Source organism: Massilia brevitalea (genome assembly GCF_030711405.1).
Lineage (GTDB): Bacteria > Pseudomonadota > Gammaproteobacteria > Burkholderiales > Burkholderiaceae_D > Telluria > Telluria brevitalea.
Window position 1 is genome coordinate 46365 of record NZ_JAULSI010000032.1, and the last position, 22381, is coordinate 68745.

Annotated in this window: 18 protein-coding genes and 1 tRNA gene; 5 read left to right on the top strand and 14 right to left on the bottom strand. The window is 66.5% G+C overall.

Translation table 11 applies throughout. The annotated features are described in order from the left end of the window. Positions 1–58: 58 nt before the first annotated feature. The 5 genes from QWL29_RS19145 to QWL29_RS19165 form a co-directional block, all read right to left on the bottom strand. Positions 59–1693, bottom strand: coding sequence for a mechanosensitive ion channel family protein (locus QWL29_RS19145; RefSeq protein WP_305824471.1), 1635 nt, complete (start codon positions 1691–1693; stop codon positions 59–61). Positions 1694–1790: 97 nt separating this feature from the next. After that, positions 1791–2195, bottom strand: coding sequence for a hypothetical protein (locus tag QWL29_RS19150; RefSeq protein WP_305824472.1), 405 nt, complete (start codon positions 2193–2195; stop codon positions 1791–1793). A 527-nt stretch (positions 2196–2722) separates the two neighbouring features. Further along, positions 2723–3790, bottom strand: coding sequence for a DUF5694 domain-containing protein (locus tag QWL29_RS19155; RefSeq protein ID WP_305824473.1), 1068 nt, complete (start codon positions 3788–3790; stop codon positions 2723–2725). Between the two features lie 201 nt (positions 3791–3991). Beyond that, the gene (locus tag QWL29_RS19160; RefSeq protein ID WP_305824474.1) at positions 3992–5575 is read right to left on the bottom strand and encodes a TerC family protein; all 1584 of its coding nucleotides are present in this window, start codon (positions 5573–5575) and stop codon (positions 3992–3994) included. Positions 5576–5667: 92 nt separating this feature from the next. Then, positions 5668–6027 carry a hypothetical protein gene (locus QWL29_RS19165; protein ID WP_305824475.1) on the bottom strand — a complete coding sequence of 120 codons (360 nt, stop codon included), beginning with the start codon at positions 6025–6027 and terminating at the stop codon, positions 5668–5670. 156 nt (positions 6028–6183) lie between these two features. On the opposite strand from QWL29_RS19165, the gene QWL29_RS19170 reads away from it, so the two are divergent. The 3 genes from QWL29_RS19170 to QWL29_RS19180 all read left to right on the top strand — a co-directional run bounded on the left by QWL29_RS19170 (position 6184) and on the right by QWL29_RS19180 (position 10149). Next, entirely contained in the window at positions 6184–6981 is a 798-nt protein-coding gene (locus QWL29_RS19170; RefSeq protein ID WP_305824476.1) for a hypothetical protein, read from the top strand. An 8-nt stretch (positions 6982–6989) separates the two neighbouring features. Further along, complete coding sequence (locus QWL29_RS19175; RefSeq protein ID WP_305824477.1) at positions 6990–8612, top strand: DUF4132 domain-containing protein; 1623 nt, start codon at positions 6990–6992, stop codon at positions 8610–8612. Between the two features lie 121 nt (positions 8613–8733). Further along, positions 8734–10149 (top strand): OmpP1/FadL family transporter, encoded by a 1416-nt coding sequence (locus tag QWL29_RS19180; protein WP_305824478.1) that lies wholly within the window; start codon positions 8734–8736, stop codon positions 10147–10149. A 230-nt stretch (positions 10150–10379) separates the two neighbouring features. Here the strand turns inward: QWL29_RS19180 and QWL29_RS19185 are convergent. From QWL29_RS19185 to fdnG, 7 genes are all read right to left on the bottom strand, one after another. After that, a tRNA-Sec gene (locus QWL29_RS19185) sits at positions 10380–10475 on the bottom strand. A 57-nt stretch (positions 10476–10532) separates the two neighbouring features. Next, the gene (gene selB, locus QWL29_RS19190; protein ID WP_305824479.1) at positions 10533–12425 is read right to left on the bottom strand and encodes a selenocysteine-specific translation elongation factor; all 1893 of its coding nucleotides are present in this window, start codon (positions 12423–12425) and stop codon (positions 10533–10535) included. After that, positions 12422–13819 carry an L-seryl-tRNA(Sec) selenium transferase gene (selA, locus tag QWL29_RS19195; RefSeq protein WP_305824490.1) on the bottom strand — a complete coding sequence of 466 codons (1398 nt, stop codon included), beginning with the start codon at positions 13817–13819 and terminating at the stop codon, positions 12422–12424. The genes selB and selA overlap by 4 nt, the downstream gene beginning before the upstream one ends. Before the next feature lie 20 nt (positions 13820–13839). Further along, entirely contained in the window at positions 13840–14868 is a 1029-nt protein-coding gene (fdhE, locus tag QWL29_RS19200) for a formate dehydrogenase accessory protein FdhE (protein WP_305824480.1), read from the bottom strand. Between the two features lie 107 nt (positions 14869–14975). Next, on the bottom strand, positions 14976–15632 hold the full coding sequence (locus QWL29_RS19205) for a formate dehydrogenase subunit gamma (RefSeq protein ID WP_305824481.1): 657 nt from the start codon (positions 15630–15632) through the stop codon (positions 14976–14978). Next, positions 15622–16542 (bottom strand): formate dehydrogenase subunit beta, encoded by a 921-nt coding sequence (fdxH, locus tag QWL29_RS19210; RefSeq protein ID WP_305824482.1) that lies wholly within the window; start codon positions 16540–16542, stop codon positions 15622–15624. Before fdxH ends, QWL29_RS19205 begins: the two co-directional genes overlap by 11 nt. 16 nt (positions 16543–16558) lie before the next feature. Then, positions 16559–19630, bottom strand: a complete 3072-nt coding sequence (gene fdnG / locus QWL29_RS19215) for a formate dehydrogenase-N subunit alpha (protein WP_305824483.1) — start codon at positions 19628–19630, stop codon at positions 16559–16561. A 188-nt stretch (positions 19631–19818) separates the two neighbouring features. Between fdnG and fdhD the strand changes: the two genes are divergently transcribed. Then, positions 19819–20634, top strand: a complete 816-nt coding sequence (gene fdhD, locus QWL29_RS19220) for a formate dehydrogenase accessory sulfurtransferase FdhD (RefSeq protein ID WP_305824484.1) — start codon at positions 19819–19821, stop codon at positions 20632–20634. Further along, positions 20631–21209 carry a nitroreductase family protein gene (locus tag QWL29_RS19225; protein WP_305824485.1) on the top strand — a complete coding sequence of 193 codons (579 nt, stop codon included), beginning with the start codon at positions 20631–20633 and terminating at the stop codon, positions 21207–21209. Before fdhD ends, QWL29_RS19225 begins: the two co-directional genes overlap by 4 nt. Here QWL29_RS19225 and QWL29_RS19230 read toward each other — a convergent pair whose 3' ends face one another. Continuing rightward, the gene (locus QWL29_RS19230; RefSeq protein ID WP_305824486.1) at positions 21210–21890 is read right to left on the bottom strand and encodes a trimeric intracellular cation channel family protein; all 681 of its coding nucleotides are present in this window, start codon (positions 21888–21890) and stop codon (positions 21210–21212) included. It lies immediately after the preceding gene. 146 nt (positions 21891–22036) lie between these two features. Further along, the coding region (locus QWL29_RS19235) for a transposase (RefSeq protein WP_370663719.1) at positions 22037–22381 on the bottom strand (345 nt) is incomplete at its 5' end.

Below are 22381 nucleotides of genomic sequence, written 5' to 3' on the forward strand. Positions count from 1 at the left end.
TAGCCAACATGGCTAACCAGGGCGACAGGAATCTCGCGCCGCCCCTGCCTGCCAGCCCTTACCGCGCTGCGTCGGCCGGCGCTGGCGCCCAGGCTTCCGGCGCCACCACGTGCGAGGTGGCCGGCTCCTGCATGTAGTGCGGCGACGTCAGCTGCACGCCATGGCGGTTGAACTCGTCCACGATGCGCCCATGCAGGCGGCTGCGCAGCGCCACGCGCTCGTGCGGGTCCAGCACGCCGGACTGCGCCACCAGGCGGTATTCGATATAAAAGTCCGACAATGCCGCCTGTGCGATGAAGGGCGCCGGCTCGGACAGGATGCCCTGCGTATCGCGCGCCGCCTGCAGCAGCAAGGCATGCACCTGGCGCCAGGGCGTGTCGTAGCCGACCGTCACGGCCGCTTCCAGCGCGAAGCCATCTTCCACGCCGGTGCGCGAGAAATTCCTGGTCGTGTTCGACAGCACCAGCGCATTCGGCAGCGAAATCTCCGCCCCCAGTCCGGTGCGCAGCCGGGTCTCGAACATGCCGAGTTCCACCACCGTGCCCTCGGCCTCGCCGATGCGCACGTACTCGCCCTTGCGCAGGGTGCGCGTGTACATCAGGATCAGGCCCGAGGCGCCTTGCGCCACCAGGCTGGAGCCGCCGATCGACACCATCACGCCGGCCAGCACGGTCACGCCCTGGAAGGCGGCGGTGTGCGAGCCGGGGAGATAAGGATAGGCCATCGCCAGCGCAAACAGCACGATGGCCACGTTCACCAGGCGGCGCGTGGGCGGCGCCGTGTCCTGGTCGAGCCAGCCCGCTTCGAGTTCGCCGCGTTCCACGCGCTTGAGGATCGAGCCGGCGGTGCGGATCGCCATCCGCGCCAGCACGGCGATCACGGCCACTACCAGCAGGCCGGGCAGGGCGCGGCCGATGCCGCCCATGATGTCGAAGCCGGTGGCGATCAAATAGTCGCGCAGGCGGTCGCCCCAGTCGTGGAAGTAGGGGATGTGCCCGAGCAGGAAGGTCAGCCACAGGAAGGTGGCGAACAGGCGCAGCGCCCACAGCAGCAGGCCGGCCAGCTGGCGCAGCATGCGCACGATGTAGTCGGCGTCGAGCAGGGCGACGTCCTGGAAGCGCACCTGCTCCAGCTTGCGGCTGACCGAGCGCTTGGTGAACGCGCGCACGCGCCGGTGCAGGATGCCCAGGCTGCGCAGCACCAGCCAGTAGCCCAGCGTCGCGGCCAGGCACCAGGCGCCGGCGACCAGCAGGGCGCGCGGGCTGCCCTGTTCGCGCCGTTCGAGCAGCACGCGGTTCAGCGCCGTCGCCGCTTCCTGCGCCACCTCGTCGACGGTGTCGCCGGCCAGGGTGTTGACGTCGTTCGCGGTGACCAGGAACAGCAGGTTCCCATCCAGCAGCACCTGGGTGCCTTCGCCGATCGAGCGCGTGCCGGCATGCTGCGGACCGCCGGCAGCGATGGCCTTGTCGAGGCGCTTGCTGGCGCCGTCGGCGCGGTCCCGGGCCGGAAAGCCGGCCAGGCTGGAGCGGAACACGAAGATGGTGCGCGCGCCGACGTTCAGTTCGGCCGTGGCGACGGTTGCGGCGGCGGCCGGTTGCCCCGCGAGCGTCGCCTGCGGCGCTGTCTGCGCCTGGCTCAGCGCACTGAAGACGAGGATGGTCAGGAAAACAAGGAGGCGAACCGGGGCAAGCATGGATGGTTGCTGTTGGGAAAAACCCGCAATGATGCCATGCATCGACGCGCTTGTCTGTGGCGCGAAAGCCGCTCTCTCGTGGAGCGCGGCGGCGCGGCTAGTCGGAATGCGCGATGCGCAGGCCTTCCTTATTGTCAGGCAGCCAGACCTCGGCGATGTCCGAACTGACATCGAAAAAGCCGAGCGCGTGCCTGGCTGCGAGCCGGTACACGGCGTCGTGCGCCTGGTCGATCCGGTCCCAGTCGAGGAAGGAAATATAGATCAGGTCGCGCCCGATGGTGTAGTCGGTGCCTGATTCCAGCTGTTCCGGCTCGTCCTCGGCAACCGGCGGGAATGTCTCGCTCAGCTCGGCATAAAAGGCTTGCAGCGCCGGCATGGCCAGCGCCGGATCGTCGTAGCCGTGGTCTTCCGGCCATTCGGTCTGCGCTTCGTACCAGTCGAGGAAATCGGGGCGCTTGCGTGGCGCGGCTTCGGGCGCGAAGACCATCAGGTCGTAGCTCATGGCTGTCCTCCACGTGGTGCAAGGATGGCGCTGCCGTCTGGTCGGGTTGAATCGTGGTGCATGTTCTCTTTCCTGGAAATAGGCTGGGGCTGCGCAGCAGCGACGCTGTCGAAGCGCGGGCGCCGGCGCCAATGCCCGCCATGCTAACACTACGGCTGCCAGGGTAGCCACGGCCGGCGCCGGCAATCGGCAACCGGCAAGGGAAAACCGGCAGCCGGCAACCGGTAACAGGAGGAAGCATGCGGCAGGCCTGCCAGCCCGGGCTTGCCCATGCACCCTTTACCACCGGATCGTGCTCGGCCTGATTGCGGCAGGGGTAGGGGGAGGCGCGTCAGGACCCCTCTATCAAATTGTCTTATTTGCCGTACTCATATCGTCTCATTCCTTCTCTTTTCCACCCTGTCACTTTGACAAGTACGAAATGAGAAAAAAAGAGAGGAAATGAGAGCGCGAAAAGAGACGGCTTGGGAGAAGGCCCGCGCCGGGTCACCCAGAATACTCCCGCGCGGAGCTGACAAACGGGCAACTTATTTCAGCACCGCCTCCACGTCCACAATGTCCACCCCCTGCATTTGCCCCAGCCACGCGTCGAACCAGGGCTTGTGCGAGCTGCCGACAACCGACAGGACGCGCGCGCCGGGCCGTTCGCGGAAAGTCTCGCGTACGTTGGCCACCATGCGCAGGTTGCGGATTTCCCAGCCGGCCACGAACATCTGCGGATAGCCGTCCGGCGACGTGTGCCGCAGCGAGGCGCTGACGTTGGCGTCGGCCAGCACCTTCAGGCCCGCAGGGGTATTGATGTAGCGGTAGAGCGGCAGCAGGTCGCCCGCCGCGGCCAGCACGTCTTCCTGCTGGCCGCGCGTCTTCATGGCCGGCCCGGCCGTGGCCCAGGCCGCCTCGATCGAGCGCACGAAGGCCTTCATGTCGGGCAGGTCCATGCGGTCGCCGGTATGGTTGTCGACCGGGTACACGCGCTGCAGGCCGAGACGTGCCGCCAGCCGCGCCGCGATCCGGTAGTTCTCGTTATTGCGCTTGCCGATCTTGCCCAGCATCTCGACCAGCTTCGCGTCCAGGCCGTCGCCGGCGCGGCGTTCGGCTTCGGGCAATTGCAGCCACTGCACATAGCTAGACGCATGGTCGTTCGCCGCCAGGAAGGTGGCGGCCAGGCGCCGCCGCTGCGCCGGCGTGGGCGCGGCCGGCCAGGCCTTCAACATCTTGTCGGCCTCGGCCAGCGCCGCCGGCACGTCCAGCCCGGTCGCCGCCCTGGCCGCGTCGGTCGACGGGCAATAGTCGGCGCCGTACCTGGCCGGATGGCGCGCGGCCATGTCGCATTCTTCTCCGGACTCGGTTTCGATGGTGACGATCTCCGGGCAAAAAAGCGCCAGGCGGTCGAGCAGTCCGTCCAGCGCTGCTGGCTTGAAGCTGGCCGGCATGCCGCTCAGGTGCACCGTGCCCAGCACCAGCACCTGGGCGCGCGGCCCGGTCATGCCCTGGTCGAGCGTGGTCAGGTCGAGTCTGTCGGGCGCGGTTTGCGCCCCGGCGCCAAGCGGCAGCGCCGCAAGCAGGCAGCACAGCCCATAGGTCCAGCGTGTCATTGCGGTGTCCTTTCCGTGGTTGTCGAACAGCTTGACAATGTAGAAAGAACTTCCGTACGGCACAACGACGGGTGGACAGATTGCAGGAATCACGGGCCAGGCTGCCAAATAGCCGGCATGGAGTCCGTCCCGCCATTAAGTAAACTCGGCGCTTTACTTATCCAGAAAGCAATAAGCGGGGGCAGCCGCGCCCCCACCGGCTTACTCCGCCGGCTTCTGGATGGCAGCCTCGATGCGCCGGATCGCCACCCGCGCAATGCGCCTCTCCTCGACCGCCAGGATCTGGAAGCGCAAGCCATCGAGCTCGATCGCCTGCCCAGCCTCGGGAAAGGTCTCGAAGCGCGCCAGCAGGAAGCCGGCCAGCGAGGTGTAGTCGTCGGACTCTCCCACCAGGGCGTCGGTTTCCAGCACTTGTTCCAGTAGGTGCAGGTCGGCGGCGCCGTCGACTTCCCACAGGCCCGGACCTTGTGGGCGCACGGCCGGCTGTTCGTCTTCGTCGGGGAACTCGCCGGCGATTGCTTCCAGGATGTCGATCGGCGTCAGCATGCCCTGGACCGTGCCGTACTCGTCGGTCACCAGCACCAGCTGGCCGTGGGCGCGCTTGAGCGTGTCCATGGCGCGCAGCACGCCGCTCGTTTCCGGCATGATGATCGGGGTCCTGAGAGCCGGCTCGAAGCTCGCTTCCACCGACAGGTCGCCCCGCTCGCGCAGCAGCAGCGCCGCGATCAGGTCCTTGGTGCGCGCCACGCCGACCACGTTATCGAGCTCGCCGCGGCATACCGGCAGCAGGCTGTGCGGCGTGTCGCGCAGCTGCGCCAGGATGGCGGGTGGTGCGTGCTCCAGGTTCACCCACGACATCTCCGAGCGCGGCGTCATGATCGAGCGGATCGAGCGGTCGGCCAGGGTCAGCACGCCGCTGACCATGTTGCGTTCCTCGACCCCGAAGGTTTCCTCGGGCGGCGTCTCCGCTTCGGCCTCCGCCTCGGCTTGCGCCACGGCGCCGCGCCTGCGGCTGCCCAGCAAACGCAGCACCGTGTCGGCGGTGCGCTCGCGGAACGGCACGCGCGCAGCGTTCTTCATGAGGTTGCGGCGGGCGAACTGGTTCAAGGACTCGATCACGATCGAGAAGCCGATCGCGGCGTACAGGTAGCCCTTCGGGATATGGAAGCCCAGGCCTTCGGCCACCAGGCTCAGGCCGATCATCAGCAGGAAGCTCAGGCACAGCACCACCACGGTCGGGTGCGCGTTCACGAAACGCGTGAGCGGCTTCGAGGCCAGGATCATGACGCCGATCGAGATGATCACGGCCGCCATCATGACGCCCAGTTCGTCGACCATGCCCACCGCGGTGATCACGGCGTCAAGCGAGAACACGGCGTCGAGCACGACGATCTGCGCCACCACGGCGGCGAAGCTGGCGTATACCTTCGATTCGCTCTGCGTGTGCTCCACGCCTTCCAGGCGCTCGTGCAGTTCCATCGTCGCCTTAAATAGGAGGAAGATGCCGCCGACCAGCAGGATCAGGTCGCGTCCCGAAAAGCTGAATGAGCCGAGGGAAAACAGCGGGGTGGTCAGCGTCACCAGCCAGGACACGATGGTCAGCAGGCCGAGTCGCATGCCCATCGCCAGCGACAGACCGAGCAGGCGCGCCTTGTCGCGCTGGTGCGGCGGCAGCTTGTCCGCCAGGATCGCGATGAAGATCAGGTTGTCGATGCCGAGGACGATTTCCAGCAGCACCAGCGTGAATAAGCCCACCCATATGGTGGGGTCGAACAGCCATTCCATCTTGTCAGCCTCTTGAATAAATTGAATACGTCATGCCGTCCGCGCACGTGGGGCGCGGCGGGCGAACCGGATACAGGGCCGGCGAACCGGTCTCAGGCTGCGCGCGGCGGCTTGACCGGAGGAGGCAGGAAGTGGCAATGCCGGCGCGCGTCGTGGCACAGCGCGGCGCGGCCGGGCAGGAGATGCAGGCGCAGGCCCGCTTCATGGTTCACGATGTCGTGCAGGTCCATGGCGGGCGGCTCGTCGGGATCGAGGTCGGCGCTGGTGTCGATGTCGAACACCTTGGCAAACAGGGAATCGCCGGCGGAAGAGGATGTCGATGCGGAAGAGGGCGCGTCAAGCTGGACGGCCACGCCCGCGGCGCCGGCCTGCGTGGCCGCAACCGACAGGGACAGTGCCAGCACATTCAGGGGGAACAGCAGGATCAGGAAGATGACGAACGCTCGTCTCATACGCTAGCAGTAAAGAGGACGCTGTCAGTATAGCATGCGGCCAAGGCCGAGCCGGGAGCGGGCGCGTACCCATGCAATTGGCATGAAATGCCAGCACCAGGCAATTGGGCGAAATATTCATGCTAAGGTGGCGCTTTTATTGCCAAGGAGTCCACAGTGCGCCGTTCGATCCTGATCCCCGCCGTCCTCGCCGTCCTGGTGCTGGCGGCCTGCAGCAAGGAAGACAGCCCGGCCGCGCCGGGCGCCGCTGCCGGCAATGCCGCGGCATCGGCTGGGGGCGACATCTGGCCGGCGGTGGGACCACTGCTTGCCGGCAGCCACAGCGGTGGCTGCACCCGCACGCCGCAGCTGGACACCGTCGAGGCCACCATCAGCCTCGACGCCGCGGGCAAGCTGACGGCGCCGGACATCAGCGCGGACATGCGCAAGGCGCAGATGATCAGCCTCACCCGCGAAACGGCGGGCGGCGCCGTCAAAGGGGGCGCCATGCTGTCGATGGATGCCGAGAAGGGCCCGGTGCTGACTCTGAGCGACGAGGGCAAGCCGGACGGCGCAGGCGCCGCAGTGATGCGCGGCGAGCAGATGATCAGCTGCCCGAAAGGGCCGCCGCTGGACAAGCTGCGCAGCCAGCCCCTGTACAAGAGCATGGCCCGCTTCGTCGACACGCCGGGTGTCGCCGTCACGTGCGTGAGCCGGGCCAATCCGCTGGAACAGAAGAAGGCCGAATTCAAGCTCGCCGGCGGCATGGCCACGCTGGGCGGCGAATCCTTTGACCTGAGCCGCGCCGAGCTCGAGACCTTGAGCATCGTGCCGGGAGAAAACCAGGTCCTGTACAGCGTCAAGCTGCCCGGCGGGAACCTGATGCAGGTCGGCTACGACCTGTCGGGCAAGCTGGTGGCCCTGCAAAACGGCGGCGATAGCGGCCTTGTTCGCGGCTGCAGCGTCGAAACCTGATCCTGGGGTTGAGGGCCGGCATCGGCGCATTTTCCGATCTGCAGGCGCCGCGCCTCGACGAAGCAGCGTTGCTGGCGACCCTGCGCGCCATGCCGGCGCAGCCGACCTCTGCCCACCAGCTGCTCGGCCACCTGCGCTACCACGCGGCGCCCAATGCCAAAGACAGGGGCACGGACGCGGCTGCCAGCGCCGCGCTCGACGCCGCGCTGGCGCCGCTGCTGCCGTCCGAGGAAGCCTGGTTCGACCAACGGCACGCCCTGCTGGCCATCGCCCGCGCCACCGGCAGCGGGGCCATGCTGGGGCGCTTGCGGCATGTGGTTGCGCAGCGGTACGAAGCCGATGGCGCCTTCGATCGCGACGATGCGCTGGTGCTTGGCATGGCGGCGCGCGTGGGCGCCCTCCGCGACGACGCCTGGTACGCGTGCCTGGTCGCGCCGGTGCTCTCCAAGACCTGCGTGGCGCCCACCGCGGCGCGCACCGCGCCGTCCCAAGCGCTGACGATTGCGCTCGGCCACGCCATCGAGGACGTGCCCACGCCCGAAGCGGTGGCCGCCTTGCGCCAGGCATTGGCGACGGTGCGCCACGCCGGCCTGCACAAGAAGCTGGCGCGCCACCAGAAGCCGGCCGAGCGCGCGCTGGCGCTGCGTCCGGAAGTGGCGCTGCGGCTGCTGGACGCCGGCCTGGCGCCGAAGCAGGCGCGCGCGCTGCTGACCCAGTTCTTCGAGGGCGCTTTCCTGCGCCCGTTCGCGCTTCCCTACGGCGAATGGCGTGCGCGCCTGCTGGCCGACAAGGTAGTTGCTGAATTCGCCCACACCCTGGTCTGGCGCGCCGGCGTGGCATTCATGCTCGGCGCGGACGACCAGCCGGTCGACGCGCACGGACAGCCGCTTGACATCGAAATTGGCGTTCCCGTCACGCTCTGGCACCCGCTCGACGCCGAAGAAACCGAGCGCGAAGCCTGGCGCGCGCGCATCGTGCACGGCCAGCTGCGCCAGCCGGTGCGCCAGGTCTTCCGCGAGTTCTACCAGCCCGCCGACGGCAACCTGTTCGCCGGCTACCAATTGGCCACCGTGCCGCTCCTGGGCCTGGCGCGGCGCGAAGGCTGGAAGATCGATGACGGCTGCCTGGTGCGCCGTTTCGGCGAGTGGGACACGGAACTGTGCCTGACGGACCGAGTCTATCCGGGCTGCGACGGCGTGGTCGGCAGCGGCGCACTGGTCTTGCGCCGCGGCGCCGCACCGGTGGCGCTGGCCGAGTCGCCGCCGCAAGTAGTATCGGAAGCCTGCCGCGCCGTGGACCTGCTGGTCAGCGTGGCCACGGTGGCGCTCGATACCGAAGACGATTCCCGCGATCGCCTGCGCCGCGTGGAGATGCTGGCCCAGATGCTGGAAAAGCAGATCGCGGCAGGCACGGTGGCCATCGAGGGTTTCCATGTGCAGGTGGCCGGAGCCAGGGTCGGCATCCGCACCGGGCGCGTGCTGCGCGACGGAACACCGGTGGAACTGGCGCTGCCGGACACGGGCCGCCGGCTCGGCGCCGTGCCCTGGCTGCCCTACGACGAGGCGCTGCTCGAGCGCGTGGTGCGCAGCGTCGGCGTGCTGCTGGATGGCGGGCAGTCTGCCGGGGCTTGAGGAAAAAAGGCACGGTCGTATTCGAAATTTCGGTTTGGTGTATGCTTCGCCGCGCATCGCCTCGGCATTCCAAAGGCTGAGGGGAGCGTTGAAGAAGACAACCCGAACCAAGAGACATACCGTGAACCAGAAACACCTGAACCTCCTCATTGCGCTGGCGCTGGCCGGCGTCTCCGCCACCGCCGGCGCCTCCGGCTACCGCTTCGGCTCGCAGAGCGTCTCCAGCCAGGGCACCGCCGAAGCCAACGGCGCCGAAGCCGCCGACGCATCGACCGTATTCGCCAACCCGGCAGGCCTCTCGCGCCTGGAAGGCCGCCAGTTCGCCGGCGGCGTCACCGCCCTGGTGCCGCACTCCACCTACCAGGACGCCGGCTCGACCCGCTTCACCGGCACGCCGACCGGCGGCCAGGCCCGCCAAAGCGACTACGCACCAAGCGCCGTCGCCGCGCCCTCGCTGTACTACAGCCACCAGATCGATGACCGCTGGACCGCCGGCTTCGGCGCCTTCGTTCCCTTCGGGACCGACCTCGATTACGACCGCGACTGGGCCGGCCGCTACTCGCTCACCAACATCAAGCTCGAATCGCTGACCCTGAACCCATCGGTCGCCTTCAAGCTGAACGCGCAGCACGCCTTCGGCTTCGGCATCGACATCGACTACATGAAGGCCAGCCTGGGCCAGGCCGTCGACGTGCCGGGCACGGTCGCCGCCGCCCAGCACAGCGGCACCGGCGCCGTACTGGCGCGCCAGATCGCAGGCCTGGGCGGCAACCCGGCCCTGCTGGCGACCGCCGGCGACGCCTATGCCGGCGTCAAGGGCAAGGACTGGGGCGTGGGCTTCAACCTGGGCTACCTGTTCACGCTCGACGAGAACACCCGCTTCGGCATCGCCTACCGCTCATCGATCAAGCATGAACTGAAGGGCAGCGCAGCCTGGGACTTCTCCGGCGTAACCTCGGACGCCGTCGTCAACGGCGTGCTGCAAAGCGTGTCGCGCCGCCAGAATTCGGACGCGCGCGTGGAGCTGCGCACGCCGGAAACCCTGTCGATCAACGCCTTCCACCAGTTCGACCCGCGCTGGGCCGGCATGGCGGACGTGACGTGGTCGCGCAACTCGCGCATGCAGAACATCGACATCGAATTCCTCGGCACCGGCGAAGGCGACGAAGTGATCCGCCAGCAGTGGAAGAACACGGTGCGCGTGTCGCTCGGCGCCAGCTACAAGCTGAACGAAGCCGTGCTCCTGCGCGCCGGTATCGCCCACGACAACGCGCCAGTGCGGAGCACCGAGCTGCGTCATGCCGCGCTGCCGGATGCGGACCGCAACCAGCTGTCGTTTGGCGCCAACTGGAAGCTGACCCCGACCTCGTCAATCGACCTGGCCTACAGCTACCTGGATTTCAAGGATGCTGCCGGCAGCTACACCAACAACTGCAACCCGGTGGCGGTGGGCTGCACGGGAAATGGCGAAACCACGCGCGGTATGTGGAATACGCACATGCAGCTGGTAGGCGTGGCGTACAACCAGCGGTTCTAAGTTTCAGCTGACTGCGACGAGCCGGCGTTCCCGCAAGGGCCGCCGGCTTTTTTGCGTTCGCATGCAGACCATTCAACCGAAAAACGAACGCGGCGCGTGATGTCGTAGGGTGGGCACTCCGTGCCCACGCGTGACATGCGAGCATTGTTGGCCATGCATATGTCACGCGTGGGCACAGGAGCGCCCACCCTACGTCGCATAGTCGGTGGCCACAATAACGGAACGGGAACTGGCGGAAGGCAGAAAGAGTCGAACTTACAGGAGAGCGGCTGACGCCCCCCACCGGGTTTGAAGCCCGGCCCCATCACCGGATGAGAATGCCTTCCATTTGCAGCGGCGGCGGCATGCCGCACGCTCTTTGATCACACTGTCGGACGTTTTGGCTAACTACTGGGCCAGATCGCTTGCGGCCTCGGCAGGTGGGTATTGCGGAACCGTCGAGTATAGCCGACGCGGTCGAAAAATTCCAGAACCTGGATCGCGCGCTTGCGTCCCAAACCGGTGGCATCGCGGAAGCTCGCGGCCTGTGCATCGGGCAGCGTGGCGACGATGGCGGCCAGTTCCGCCAGCGGACGCGGATGATAGAACAGGTCCGGCACCACCTGGCTGAGCTGCCCGGCGCGCGCGAGCTTGCGCAGCACGGCACGCACCGCGTCCTCTTCCAGCCGCTGCGCGCGCGCCAGGTCGCGCACCCACGGCGGATCGAAGCGGCCAGCCTCGATTGCCGCCAGCAGCGGCCCGGCCAAGGCCTGCTCATGCTCGCTCAAGGCCACACTGTGCGACGGCAGGTGCAGACTGGCGCCGCTGCGCGCAATGGCCCCGGCCTCCAGCATGCGCCCCACCAGCGCGCTCCAGACCCCATCCACCAGCTCCGGCGCCACCATGCGCTTCAGGCGCCACATCTCCAGGCCCGCTTCGTCCGGCTGGCGCGCATGCCATGCGGCCAGGCCGTCCAGCACCCGCGCCTCCAGCGGCGCCAGCATGATTGGCGCGATCAGCAGACTGTCGCCGCCGGCCAGCGGCAGTTGCAGGATGTCCGACGGCAGATGCAGCCTCTCCGGCGCCAGCTGCGTCAAGCGCACCATGCTGGACACCGCAATGCCGCCAGGGCTGGCCGCCACCAGGCGCGCCAGATCGCCGTCCTCGACCCAGCCGGCCAGCGCCTCCAGCCACGCCAGGCGCGCCGGACTGCGGCGCTTGCGCGCAGGGCCGAATGGATCGAGCACCACGCCACCGCCCAGCGTCTGCGTGGCGCCGGCATTGCGCACCACGAAGCGATCGCCCGCCACCGCGTGCAGCGGCGCGTCGAACACCAACTGGGCGCGGGTACGCCGGCCCGGCGTCAGCCCCTCGGCGTCGAGCGGCACTAGGTGCGCGGTGTGGTGGGCCGCGCCGATATGCACGTGCACCGGCGCCCAGGAGCCGAGCGACGATGCATCGGGCAGCAGCGTGATATCGGCATCGAAGCGCTCCGAGCACGCCGCCATGCGCGGATCGACGATCCAGCTGCCGCGCGCGATGTCGTCCTTCGCCACGCCGGCCAGGTTCAATGCCAGGCGCTGGCCGGCATGCCCAAGCTCGGCCGGCTCGCCCTGGGCGTGGATCGCGCGCACGCGCGCCTGCTGGCCGCCCGGCGCCAGCTGCACCAGGTCGCCCGGCGCCACCCGGCCCGCCAGTGCGGTGCCGGTGATCACCGTGCCCTGGCCGGCCACCGTGAACACGCGGTCGACGCCGAGGCGGAACAGGCGCGCTTCGCTGCGGCCCGGCAGCGCCGCTGCTTCGCGACCCAGATGGTCGAGCAGCGCAGCCACGCCAGCATCGCCTTCGTTCGCAGCGGCCGTGCGAAATACCGGCGCGCCGGCGAACGGCGTACCGTCCAGCAGGGTGGCGACATCGTTCTCGACCTGCGTGAGGCGCGCTTCGTCCGCGCGATCGGCCTTGGTCAGCGCCACGCAGGCCCGGCGCACGCCCAGCAGTTCCAGGATCGCCAAATGCTCGCGCGTCTGCGGCATGATGCCGTCATCAGCGGCCACCACCAGCAGTGCGAGGTCGATCCCGGTGACGCCCGAGGCCATGGTGCGGATGAATTTTTCGTGGCCCGGCACGTCGATGATGCCGAGCGTGGCGCCACCCGGCAGCGGCGCGTAAGCGTAGCCAAGTTCGATGGTGATGCCGCGCGCCTTTTCTTCCTTCAGCCGGTCGGTGTCGACCCCGGTCAGGGCGCGCGTCAGCGTGGTCTTGCCATGGTCGATATGGCCTGCGGTACCGACGATCATGGAGCAGGCGTCTCCCCGAGCAGGGCCAGCTGGTCGGCAAAGGCGGCAACATGGTCATCCTGCAGGCAGCGCAGATCGAGCCACAGGGTATCGTCGGCAATGCGGCCAATCACCGGGCGTGGCAGCGCGCGCAGACGCCTTTCCAGCAGCCCGAGCGGATTGCCGCGGACGCCGGCGCGGGCGCGGACGCCTAAGCCGTGGCTCGGCAGCAGCTCCACCGGCAGGGCGCCGCTGCCGATCTGGCTGTTCATCGGCGCATCAAGCACGGTATAGCTGTCGCCCAGCGCCTCCTGCAATGGCGCCGCGAGCTGCGATGCCAGCGCACGCATCTCGGCGGCCGGGCGGGTCAGCAGGCGCAGCGTGGTCAGGCGCTGCGGCAGCAGGTCCGGCGCGCGGTACAGGTTCAGCACCGGTTCCAATGCCGCCAGGGTCAGCTTCGACACGCGCAGTGCGCGTTTCAATGGATTCTTCTTGATCGTCGCAATCAGGTCGGCGCGGCCGGCGATGATGCCGCACTGCGGCCCGCCGAGCAGCTTGTCGCCGCTGAAGGTGACGAGATCGGCGCCGGCCGCGATGGTTTCCTTCACCGTCGTTTCGTGCGGCAAGCCATAGCGTTCCAGGTCGACCAGGGTGCCGCTGCCGAGATCCACCGCGATCGGAATGCCGCGCTCGCGCGATAACGGCGCCAGTTCGGCCACGCTGACTTCCTTGGTAAAGCCGGTGATCGTATAGTTACTCGCATGGACCTTGAGCAGCAGGGCAGTATTTTCGCCCGCGTACTCTTCATAGTCCTTCAAGTGCGTGCGATTCGTGGTGCCCACTTCGCGCAAGGTGGCGCCGGCGCGCGCCATGATGTCGGGGATGCGGAAGGCGCCGCCGATTTCCACCAGCTCGCCGCGCGAGACGATCACTTCGCGGCCCGGCGCCAGCGCGTTCAGCATCAGCAGCACGGCGGCGGCGTTGTTGTTCACGACAGTGACGGCTTCGGCGCCGGTGAGGGCGCGCAGCTGCTCCTCGACCAAATCGTCGCGGTCGCCGCGCTTGCCGGTCTCGATGTCCCATTCCAGGTTCATCGGCCAGCGCAGCGCCTCGACCACGGCCTGCACCGCCACGTCCGGCAGCAAGGCGCGGCCGAGATTCGTGTGCAATACCGTGCCGGTGAGATTGAACACCGGACGCAGGCGCGACACATTCGCCGCCGCCAGGCGCATGCCGAGCAGCGCCACGATACCGTCCACCGACACGCCAGCTTCCGCGCCAGCGCGCAGCGCAGCACGCAGTTCATCGAGCAGCGCACGCAAGGCATCCACGGTCTGCTCGCGGCCGTAGTCGGCGATCAGCCCCTGGCAAGCCGGCGCGTCCAGCAGCACATGCACGGCCGGCAGGCGCGGCATAGTCGTAGCGGCGGCCTTCGTCACGCGTTGTCCTTCAGCCAGAGCAGGGGATTGCCGCTGGCGCGCGCATAGCCGGCCTCGGACACGAGGACGTCGAGCAGCAGGCTGGCCAGATCGTCGGCCAATGGCTCGACGTGGTAATCGTGTTCCTGGTTGAAGATCTTGCGGTAGGTGTGGCAATCGTCGCAGGTCTCGGCGCGCGCCACCTTGGTCGGGTCGTTTGCCTTGTCCAGCGTCTTGCCCTGGCCGGCGGCGGCCACGTTGGCGGCTTGCGGATCGGCGGCCTGGTCGACCAGGCCCTGGTAGGCGACCTTGCCGTTGGCTTCGCAGCACGAGCACTTCACGCGCACCATGTGCCACTCGCTTTCGCAGCAGGCGCAGTGCAGGTAACGGTAACCCTGCGACTGGCCGCCGATGCGCACCACGCTGGCGACAGGTTGCGAACCGCACACCGGGCACAGGGTGCCGGTCACCAGCGGCTGGGCCCAGGCCGGATCGAGGCGCGAAGCCATCAGGCTCCAGCTCACCTGCAGGGCAGCAGCGATGAAGGGGGCGCTCAGCGGGTCGATGCCTTCGTCGTAGCCGTTGAGGATGGCGTCGGCCATGCCTTCCAGCTCGGCGTCGCTCAGGCCGCGCAGCAGGGCCAGCGCAGGCGCCAGTTGCGGCGCTGCCTCGACGCCCGGCCTCAAAGCTTCCAGCAGCGCGGCGAATACCGCACGCCAGCCGGCAGGGCGCGCACCGCTGACCGGCAGCGGCGGCATGTTGTGGTCGTGCGCCAGTTTCATCGACGCTTGCTCAGGCAGCTCGACGCTGGCAGCCGCGCTGCCGCTGGCCACGGCCTGCTGGGCATCGGCCAGTTGCGCCATCAGGCGCAGGTAGCCGCGCAGCGCTTCTTCGACGGGAATGCCCGGCACTTCACCGGCCGCCAGCTGGCGCAGGCGCACGGCGCGCGCGGCGAACAGGGTGGCGGGATGCGGCAGCAGCAGGCGCGGGATGGCGTTGTGATCGAGACCTTCGATCTCGCCTGGTTGGAGTAGACGTTGTACCAAAATAAGCTCTCGAAAAAAGCAGGGCCGGGTCGTATTCACGAGCCCGGCCCATTGTAAATCAAGCTGAAGAAGCGCGTCGGCGGCGCTTCATTCAACCCGCACGGCGCTTAGCGGCCGCCCCTGTCGCGCATGAGCTGCTCGAACCAGCGCGGATGATGCTTGCGCACCCAGCCATAGGTCACGGTGCCGCGCACCATGGCGCCCATCGTGCCCTTGATCCAGATGCCGGCATACACGTGCACGATGATCGAGACGATGATCACGAAGGCAAAGAACGCGTGCAGCACGGCCGACAGGCGGATCACGCCGATCGGGAACAGGTGCGAGAACCAGGCGCGCCAGATCACGATGCCGGTCAACAGCAGGAAGGCCATGCAGGCGATCAGCGTGAAGAACAGCATCTTCTGGCCGGCGTTGTAGCGGCCCACCTTTGGCAGCGCATGCTCGTTCCCGGACAGGACATCCGGAATCTGCTTCAGCCACTGCTTGTCGCCTTGCTCGAACTGGTTATGGTGCCAGAAGCGCACCACCAGCACAGCGAACGCCACGAACATCACCAGCCCGAAGAACGGATGCAGGATGCGGGTCCACTGGCCGCCGCCGAACAGCAGCGCCAGCCAGGCCATGACCGGATGGAACATGGCCAGGCCCGACAAACCAGCCAGCACGAAGCAGATCGCCGTGATCCAATGGTTGCTGCGTTCATTGGCGTTGTAGCGTTCGATCAGCGGGTTGCCGTCTTTATCGCGCAACTCATGCTTCATGCTTGTCCTCCTGCAGCCGCTTCGCTTCCGCCAGCGCCTCGGCTTCCTCGTCGCGGCTCACCTCGTTCGGACCGACACGGGTGTAGTGGAACAGGCCAGCCAGGGCGGCGGCAGCCATGCCGGCCATCGCCAGCGGCTTGGCCAGGCCCTTCCAGATGGCGACGGCCGGGCTGATGCTCGGGTTGTCGCGCAGGCCGGAATACAAGGAGGGCTTGTTCGCGTGATGCAGGACGTACATCACGTGGGTGCCGCCCACGCCGGCCGGGTCGTACAGGCCGGCGTTCTGGTAGCCGCGTTCCTTCAGGTCCTCGATACGCTCGGCCGCATGCGTCTTCATGTCCTCCTTGGTGCCGAACATGATGGCGCCGGTCGGGCAGGTCTTGACGCAGGCCGGTTCCTGGCCAACTGCCACCCGGTCCGAGCACAGCGTGCATTTATAGGCGCGGTTGTCCTGCTTCGAGATGCGCGGCACGTCGAACGGGCAGCCCGTCACGCAGTAGCCGCAGCCGATGCAGTTCTCCTGCTGGAAGTCGACGATGCCGTTCGCGTACTGCACGATCGCGCCCGGCGCCGGGCAGGCCTTCAGGCAGCCCGGGTCTTCGCAGTGCATGCAGCCGTCCTTGCGGATCAGCCACTCGAGGTTGCCGTCTTCGTTCTCGTGCTCGGCAAACCGCATCACCGTCCACGACTTCGGGGTGAGGTCGGTCGGGTTGTCGTAGATGCCGGAGTTGACGCCGACTTCGTCGCGGATGTCGTTCCACTCCATGCAGGCGGTCTGGCATGCCTTGCAGCCGATGCATTTCGAGGCGTCGATCAGCTTGGCGACGCTGCCGCCCACCGGCGAACGCGCGGTAGGCGGGGTCACGGTGGTGGCCGAGACCCGTTTGATGTCCAACGATTGTAGTGCCATATCTATTCTCCGGTCCTCAAGCCTTCTCGACTTTCACCAGGAAGGACTTGAATTCCGGTGTCTGCGAGTTACCGTCGCCCACGACGGGGGTCAGGGTGTTGGTCAAATAACCAGGCTTGGTCAGTCCCTTGAAGCCAAAGTGAATCGGGATACCGATGGTGAAGGTTTCCTTGCCGTCGATTTTCAAAGCCTTGATACGCTTGGTGACGATGCACTTGGCGATGATGTGGCCGCGTTTCGACGTCACTTTCACATGGTCGCCCGCCACCACGCCAATCGTCCTGGCGTGCGCTTCGCCGATTTCCACGAACTGCTCCGGCTGGATGATCGCGTTCAGGCGGGCATGCTTGGTCCAGGTGTGGAAGTGCTCGGTCAGGCGATAGGTGGTCGCCACGATCGGGAACTCGGCCGCGGTGCCCATCTGCTTGCGGTCGTCGGGGAAGACGCGCGCGCCAGGGTTGCTGATGGCCCGTGGATTATTCGGGTGCATCAGGTTCTTGCCGACCGGGTTCTCGAATGGCTCGTAGTGCTCGGGGAAGGGCCCCTCGTTCATCATGCCGCGGGCGAAGAAACGCGCCACGCCTTCGGCATTCATGATGAAGGGGTTCATGCCGCCCACCGGGTTCTCGTCCAGCTTGAAGTCCGGCACGTCGGCGCCGCCCCAGGACGTACCGTTCCACGCCACCAGCTTGCGCGTCGGGTCGAACGGCTTGCCCTGCGTATCGCAGGACGCGCGGTTGTACAGCACGCGGCGGTTCGCTGGCCAGGCCCAGGCCCAGTTCAGCGTATTGCCGATGCCGGTCGGGTCGCTGTTGTCGCGGCGGCCCATTTGGTTGCCGGCTTGCGTCCACGAACCTGCGAAGATCCAGCAGCCCGAGGCGGTGGAGCCGTCGTCGCGCAATTGCGCAAAGCCAGCCAGCTGCTCGCCCTTCTTCGCCAACACCTTGGTCGGGTCTTTCGGGTCGAGCACGTCGGCCAGCGCCTTGCCGTTGAACTCCATCGCGAGTTCTTCCGGGGTCGGGCTGTGCGGACGGGCGTAGTTCCAGGTCAGGTTCAGGATCGGATCCGGGAACTTGCCGCCATCCTTCTGGTAGGCGCCCTTCATGCGCAGGAACAGTTCCGACATGATCTCGATGTCCGAACGTGCCTTGCCCGGCGGCTCGGCGCCTTGCCAGTGCCACTGCAGCACGCGCGAGGACGAGACCAGCGAGCCGCGTTCTTCGGCGAAGCAGGTGGTCGGCAGGCGGAACACTTCGGTCTGGATCTGGGTCGGGTCGACGTCGTGGAATTCGCCATGCGACTTCCAGAACTCGGCCGTTTCCGTTTCCAGCGGGTCCATCACGACCAGGAACTTCAGCTTCGACAGACCGGCCTGCACCTTGGCCTTGTTAGGGGCCGATGCCAGCACGTTGAAGCCCTGGCAGATGTAACCGTTCATCTTGCCCTGGTTCATCAGCTCGATGGCTTGCAGCAGGTCGTAGGGCTTGTCCAGCTTCGGCAGGTAGTCGAAGGCGAAGTTGTTTTCCTGGGTCGCAGCATCGCCCCACCACGACTTCATGAAGGAGACGTGGAACTTCTTGTAGTTGCTCCAGTAGCTGAGCTGGTTCGGACGCAGGGCCTGCGGTGCACGCGCCTTGATGTAGGCGTCGAAGTCCTGTTCGGCTTCGTTCGGCAGGGTCATGTAGCCCGGCAGCAGGTTCGACATCAGGCCGAGGTCGGTCAGGCCCTGGATATTCGAGTGGCCGCGCAGCGCGTTCATGCCGCCGCCGGCGATACCCATGTTACCCAGCAGCAGCTGGACCATGGCGCCGAGGCGGATGGTCTGGGCGCCGGTAGAATGGTGAGTCCAGCCCAGGGCATACAAAATGGTACCGGCGCGGCCAGGCACGGCGGTCGACGCCAGGGCATCGGCAACCTTCTGGAACTGCGCAGGCGAGACGCCGCAAATCTTTTCCACCATCTCCGTCGTGTAACGGGAATAGTGCTTCTTCATCAGCTGGTACACGCAGCGCGGGTGGCTCAGGGTCGGGTCGACCTTGGCGTAACCATCTTCGCCGATCTCGTAGTTCCAGCTCGATTTGTCGGTGTATTTCCCGGCGGCTTCGTCGTAGCCGGAATAGATGCCGTCATTGAAGGCGAAATCTTCGCGCACGATGAAAGGCATGTCCGTGTAATTGCGGACGTATTCATGCTGGATCTTGTCGGTCGTCAGCAGATAGTTGACGATCGCGCCCAGGAACACGATGTCCGTGCCGGTACGCGTCGCGACGTAATAGTCTGCAACGGACGCGGTACGGGTAAAGCGCGGGTCGACCACGACCAGCTTCGCTTTATTGTGGGCCTTTGCTTCGGTGACCCATTTGAAACCACAAGGGTGTGCTTCAGCGGCATTGCCGCCCATGACGAGGATGACATCTGCATTCTTGATGTCGACCCAGTGATTCGTCATCGCTCCACGGCCAAACGTCGGGGCAAGACCTGCCACCGTCGGACCGTGTCAAACACGCGCCTGGTTATCGAATGTCAGCATGCCCAAAGACCGCACGGTCTTGTGGGTGATGTATCCGGTTTCATTGCTGCCGGCCGAAGCGGCCAGCATGCCGGTGGTCAGCCAGCGGTTCACGACCTTGCCGTCTGCCGTCTTCTCGATGAAGTTGGCGTCGCGGTCTTCCTTCATCAGCGTGGCGATGCGGTCCAGCGCCTGGTCCCAGGAAATCTTGGTCCATTCGGTGCCGCCCGGCTTGCGGTATTCCGGCTCGAGCAGGCGGCTCGGGCTGTGGATGAAGTCCACCAGGGAAGCGCCCTTCGGGCACAGGGTGCCGCGGTTGACCGGGTGGTCGGGGTCGCCCTCGATGTGGATAATGGATGCGGCGGCGTTCTTGGCGCCATCGCCAAGGCCGTACATCAGGATGCCGCAACCGACGGAGCAGTAGGGGCAGGTTTGACGGGTTTCGGTGGTGCGGGCGAGCTTGTACTGCCGGACTTCGGCAAGTGCCGTAGCCGGAGCAAAGCCGAGCAGCGCCAGGCTCGAACCCGCGATGGTGGCGCCAGATACCTTAAGGAACTGGCGGCGAGACATCTGGTTCATCAAAAATCCTTCTCACAGGAAACGAGGGCGCTAGCTTACACCCTGGACATACACTGATGAATGCTAAAATTGATGAATATTCCCTCTAAACTGCTCAAATACGTAGTTTCCACAATGCCTGAAACGCAATTTTATGCGATTGCGTTAAAAAAATGATAAATCTGATTAACTCGGAAGAGGACGTTTCTGTGCCGACTGCCCGTTCGCGGGACGTGCTGCGCATGCGCGGCGGCGTACTGGCCGAGACGGCCGACATGGTGGTCGACGAGGTGCCGGTGGCGCTGGTCTACAACGGCCTGTCGCATGCCGTGATGATGGCGACGCCAGCCGACCTGGAAGACTTTGCGCTGGGCTTTTCGCTGAGCGAAGGGATCACCGATTCCGCTGCCGCCTGCTATGGCATCGAGGTGGAGCAGGGCGGGCAGGGGATCGCGGTGCAGCTGGAGATTGCGTCGTCGGCCTTTGTCGGGTTGAAGGAAAGGCGGCGCGTGCTGGCAGGGCGTACCGGTTGCGGCTTGTGCGGGGTGGATAGCCTGGAACAGGTGCGGCGGCCGGAACGTGTGCTGGCGCCGGCGGTCGGTTTTCATGCGGCGGGAGTGCGTGCGGCGCTGGGCGCGATCGGCGCCGAGCAGCATCTGACGCGCTTGACCGGTGCTGCCCATGCGGCTGCCTGGTGCGGGATGGATGGTTCGTTGCGCATCGTGCGCGAGGACGTCGGCCGCCACAACGCGCTGGACAAGGTGATCGGGGCCATGGCGCGCGCGAAGTGTTTGCCCGAGGATGGTTTCTTCCTCATTACCAGCCGCGTGAGTTTCGAGATGGCGCAGAAGGCGGTGATGGCCGGGGTGCCGGCGCTGGTCGGCATGTCGGCGCCGACGCTGGCGGCCGTCGAATTGGCGGAAAAGGCCGGCATGACCTTGCTGGCGTTTGCGCGTGGCCGCGACTTCGTTTGCTATACGCACCCGCAGCATCTCGGTCTCGACGTCAGCGCGTCCGAAGCATGATCGAGGTGAACGAGGAACTCTGGGCTGCGCTGGCGGGGCGCCGCAATTATCCGCCACGCCGCCTGTCCGCGCCGGGGCCGGATGCGGCTTCGCTGGAACGCATATTTGAAGCTGCGGCGCAGGTGCCGGACCATGGGCTGTTGCGGCCTTGGCGCTTCATCCTGGTGCCCGATGCGCGCCGCGCCGACCTGGGCGAGGTATTCGCGCAGGCGCTGGCCGAGCGCGATCCCGACAGCGACGAGGCGGCGCGATCGCGTGCTCGCGAAAAGGCTTTCCATGCGTCTTGCTTGATGGTGGCGGTGCTCAGCGACGATCCCGAAGCACGCCGGATTCCAAAGAGCGAAAAGCTGGTGTCGCTCGGCTGCGCGGTGCAGAACATGTTGACCATGGCCCAGGCGCTCGGTTTTTCGAGCGGACTGGCGAGTGGGGCGGCGATGGGTAGCGAAGGCATGCGCAGCTTGCTTCGCCTGGCGCCGCATGAGGAAGCGGTCTGCTTCCTGGCGTTCGGTACGGCGAGCGATCCGCGGCCGCCGCGCGAACGGCCGCATCCGTCGGAATTCGTGACGACGCTCTGATCAGCGCTCTTCGTCGCGGTGCGCTTCGGTCTTTTCGGGCCAGCGCGCCGTCGGCAGATGCCAGCCGTAGTGGATTGCCGCCAAGCGCAGTCCCAGGCACAGTGCCGCACCGGCGCAGGCGGTCGCCGTCGTCGGCCAGCCCAGCACGTGGCCGATGACCACCACGCTGGCGCCGGCCAGCGCCGCCACCGCATAGATATCCGACCTGAAGACCCCCGGCACGTTCGACAGCAGCACGTCGCGCGCGATGCCGCCGCCGATCCCGGTCAACATGCCCAGCAGAGCGGCCATCATCGGCTCCAGCCCGAACACCAGCGCCTTTTGCGAGCCGGCCACGCAGAACAGGGCCAAGCCCACCGCATCGAAGAACAGCACCGGGCTTTGCAGGCGGTTGATGATGGGGTACCAGAAGAAGATCACCACGCCGGCCAGAAGCGAGACGGCCAGGTAGCGCCAGTCGCTGATCGCGGCGGGAGGCGTGGCGCCAATCAGCAAATCGCGCACGATGCCGCCGGAGTTGGCTGCGACGAAGGAGAGCACCAGCACGCCGAAGATATCGAGCCGGCGGCGCGCGCCGGCCGTGGCGCCGGAGAGGGCGAAGACGAAGGTGCCGACCAGGTCGAGCGTGAGCACGAGGGTCTTGATGGCGGCGTCTACGTCGAGGGTGAGGACATCGAACACGTTGTTACCTTGGACAGCTTGTATGGACAAAGGGCGCAATGATAGCGCAACGCGGACCTCGTCGGATGTCAATAGTCAGGTGGATGTGAAATGGCTTTGTTGCGTAAATCGAGCGAAGGCCGAGCTAACGCCATTTGTAGTTCGTTTTATAACACTGGGACCGTAACTGGAGTACCCAGCCGAGTGAACCGGTTCAGTACGGCAGCCCGCACTTGTAACTCGGCAACCTGACGGTCAAAGTCGCGCGCCATGACACGCTCGCCCAGCAGCTTGAAGCAGCGCATCTTGGTTTCAACAAGGCTGCGCCGGTGGTAGCCGCTCCATCTCTTCCATATTGCCCGTCCCAGCCTTTTTGTTGTCCGCAGGATGTCATTACGTGCATCGGCACCGCAGCGGTTTGCCTTCCAGGGCTTGGCGTTCTTACGGGTCGGGATGGCGGCGTGCGCGGCACGCAACGCGATGGCTTCATGACAGTCCGTCGTGTCGTAGGC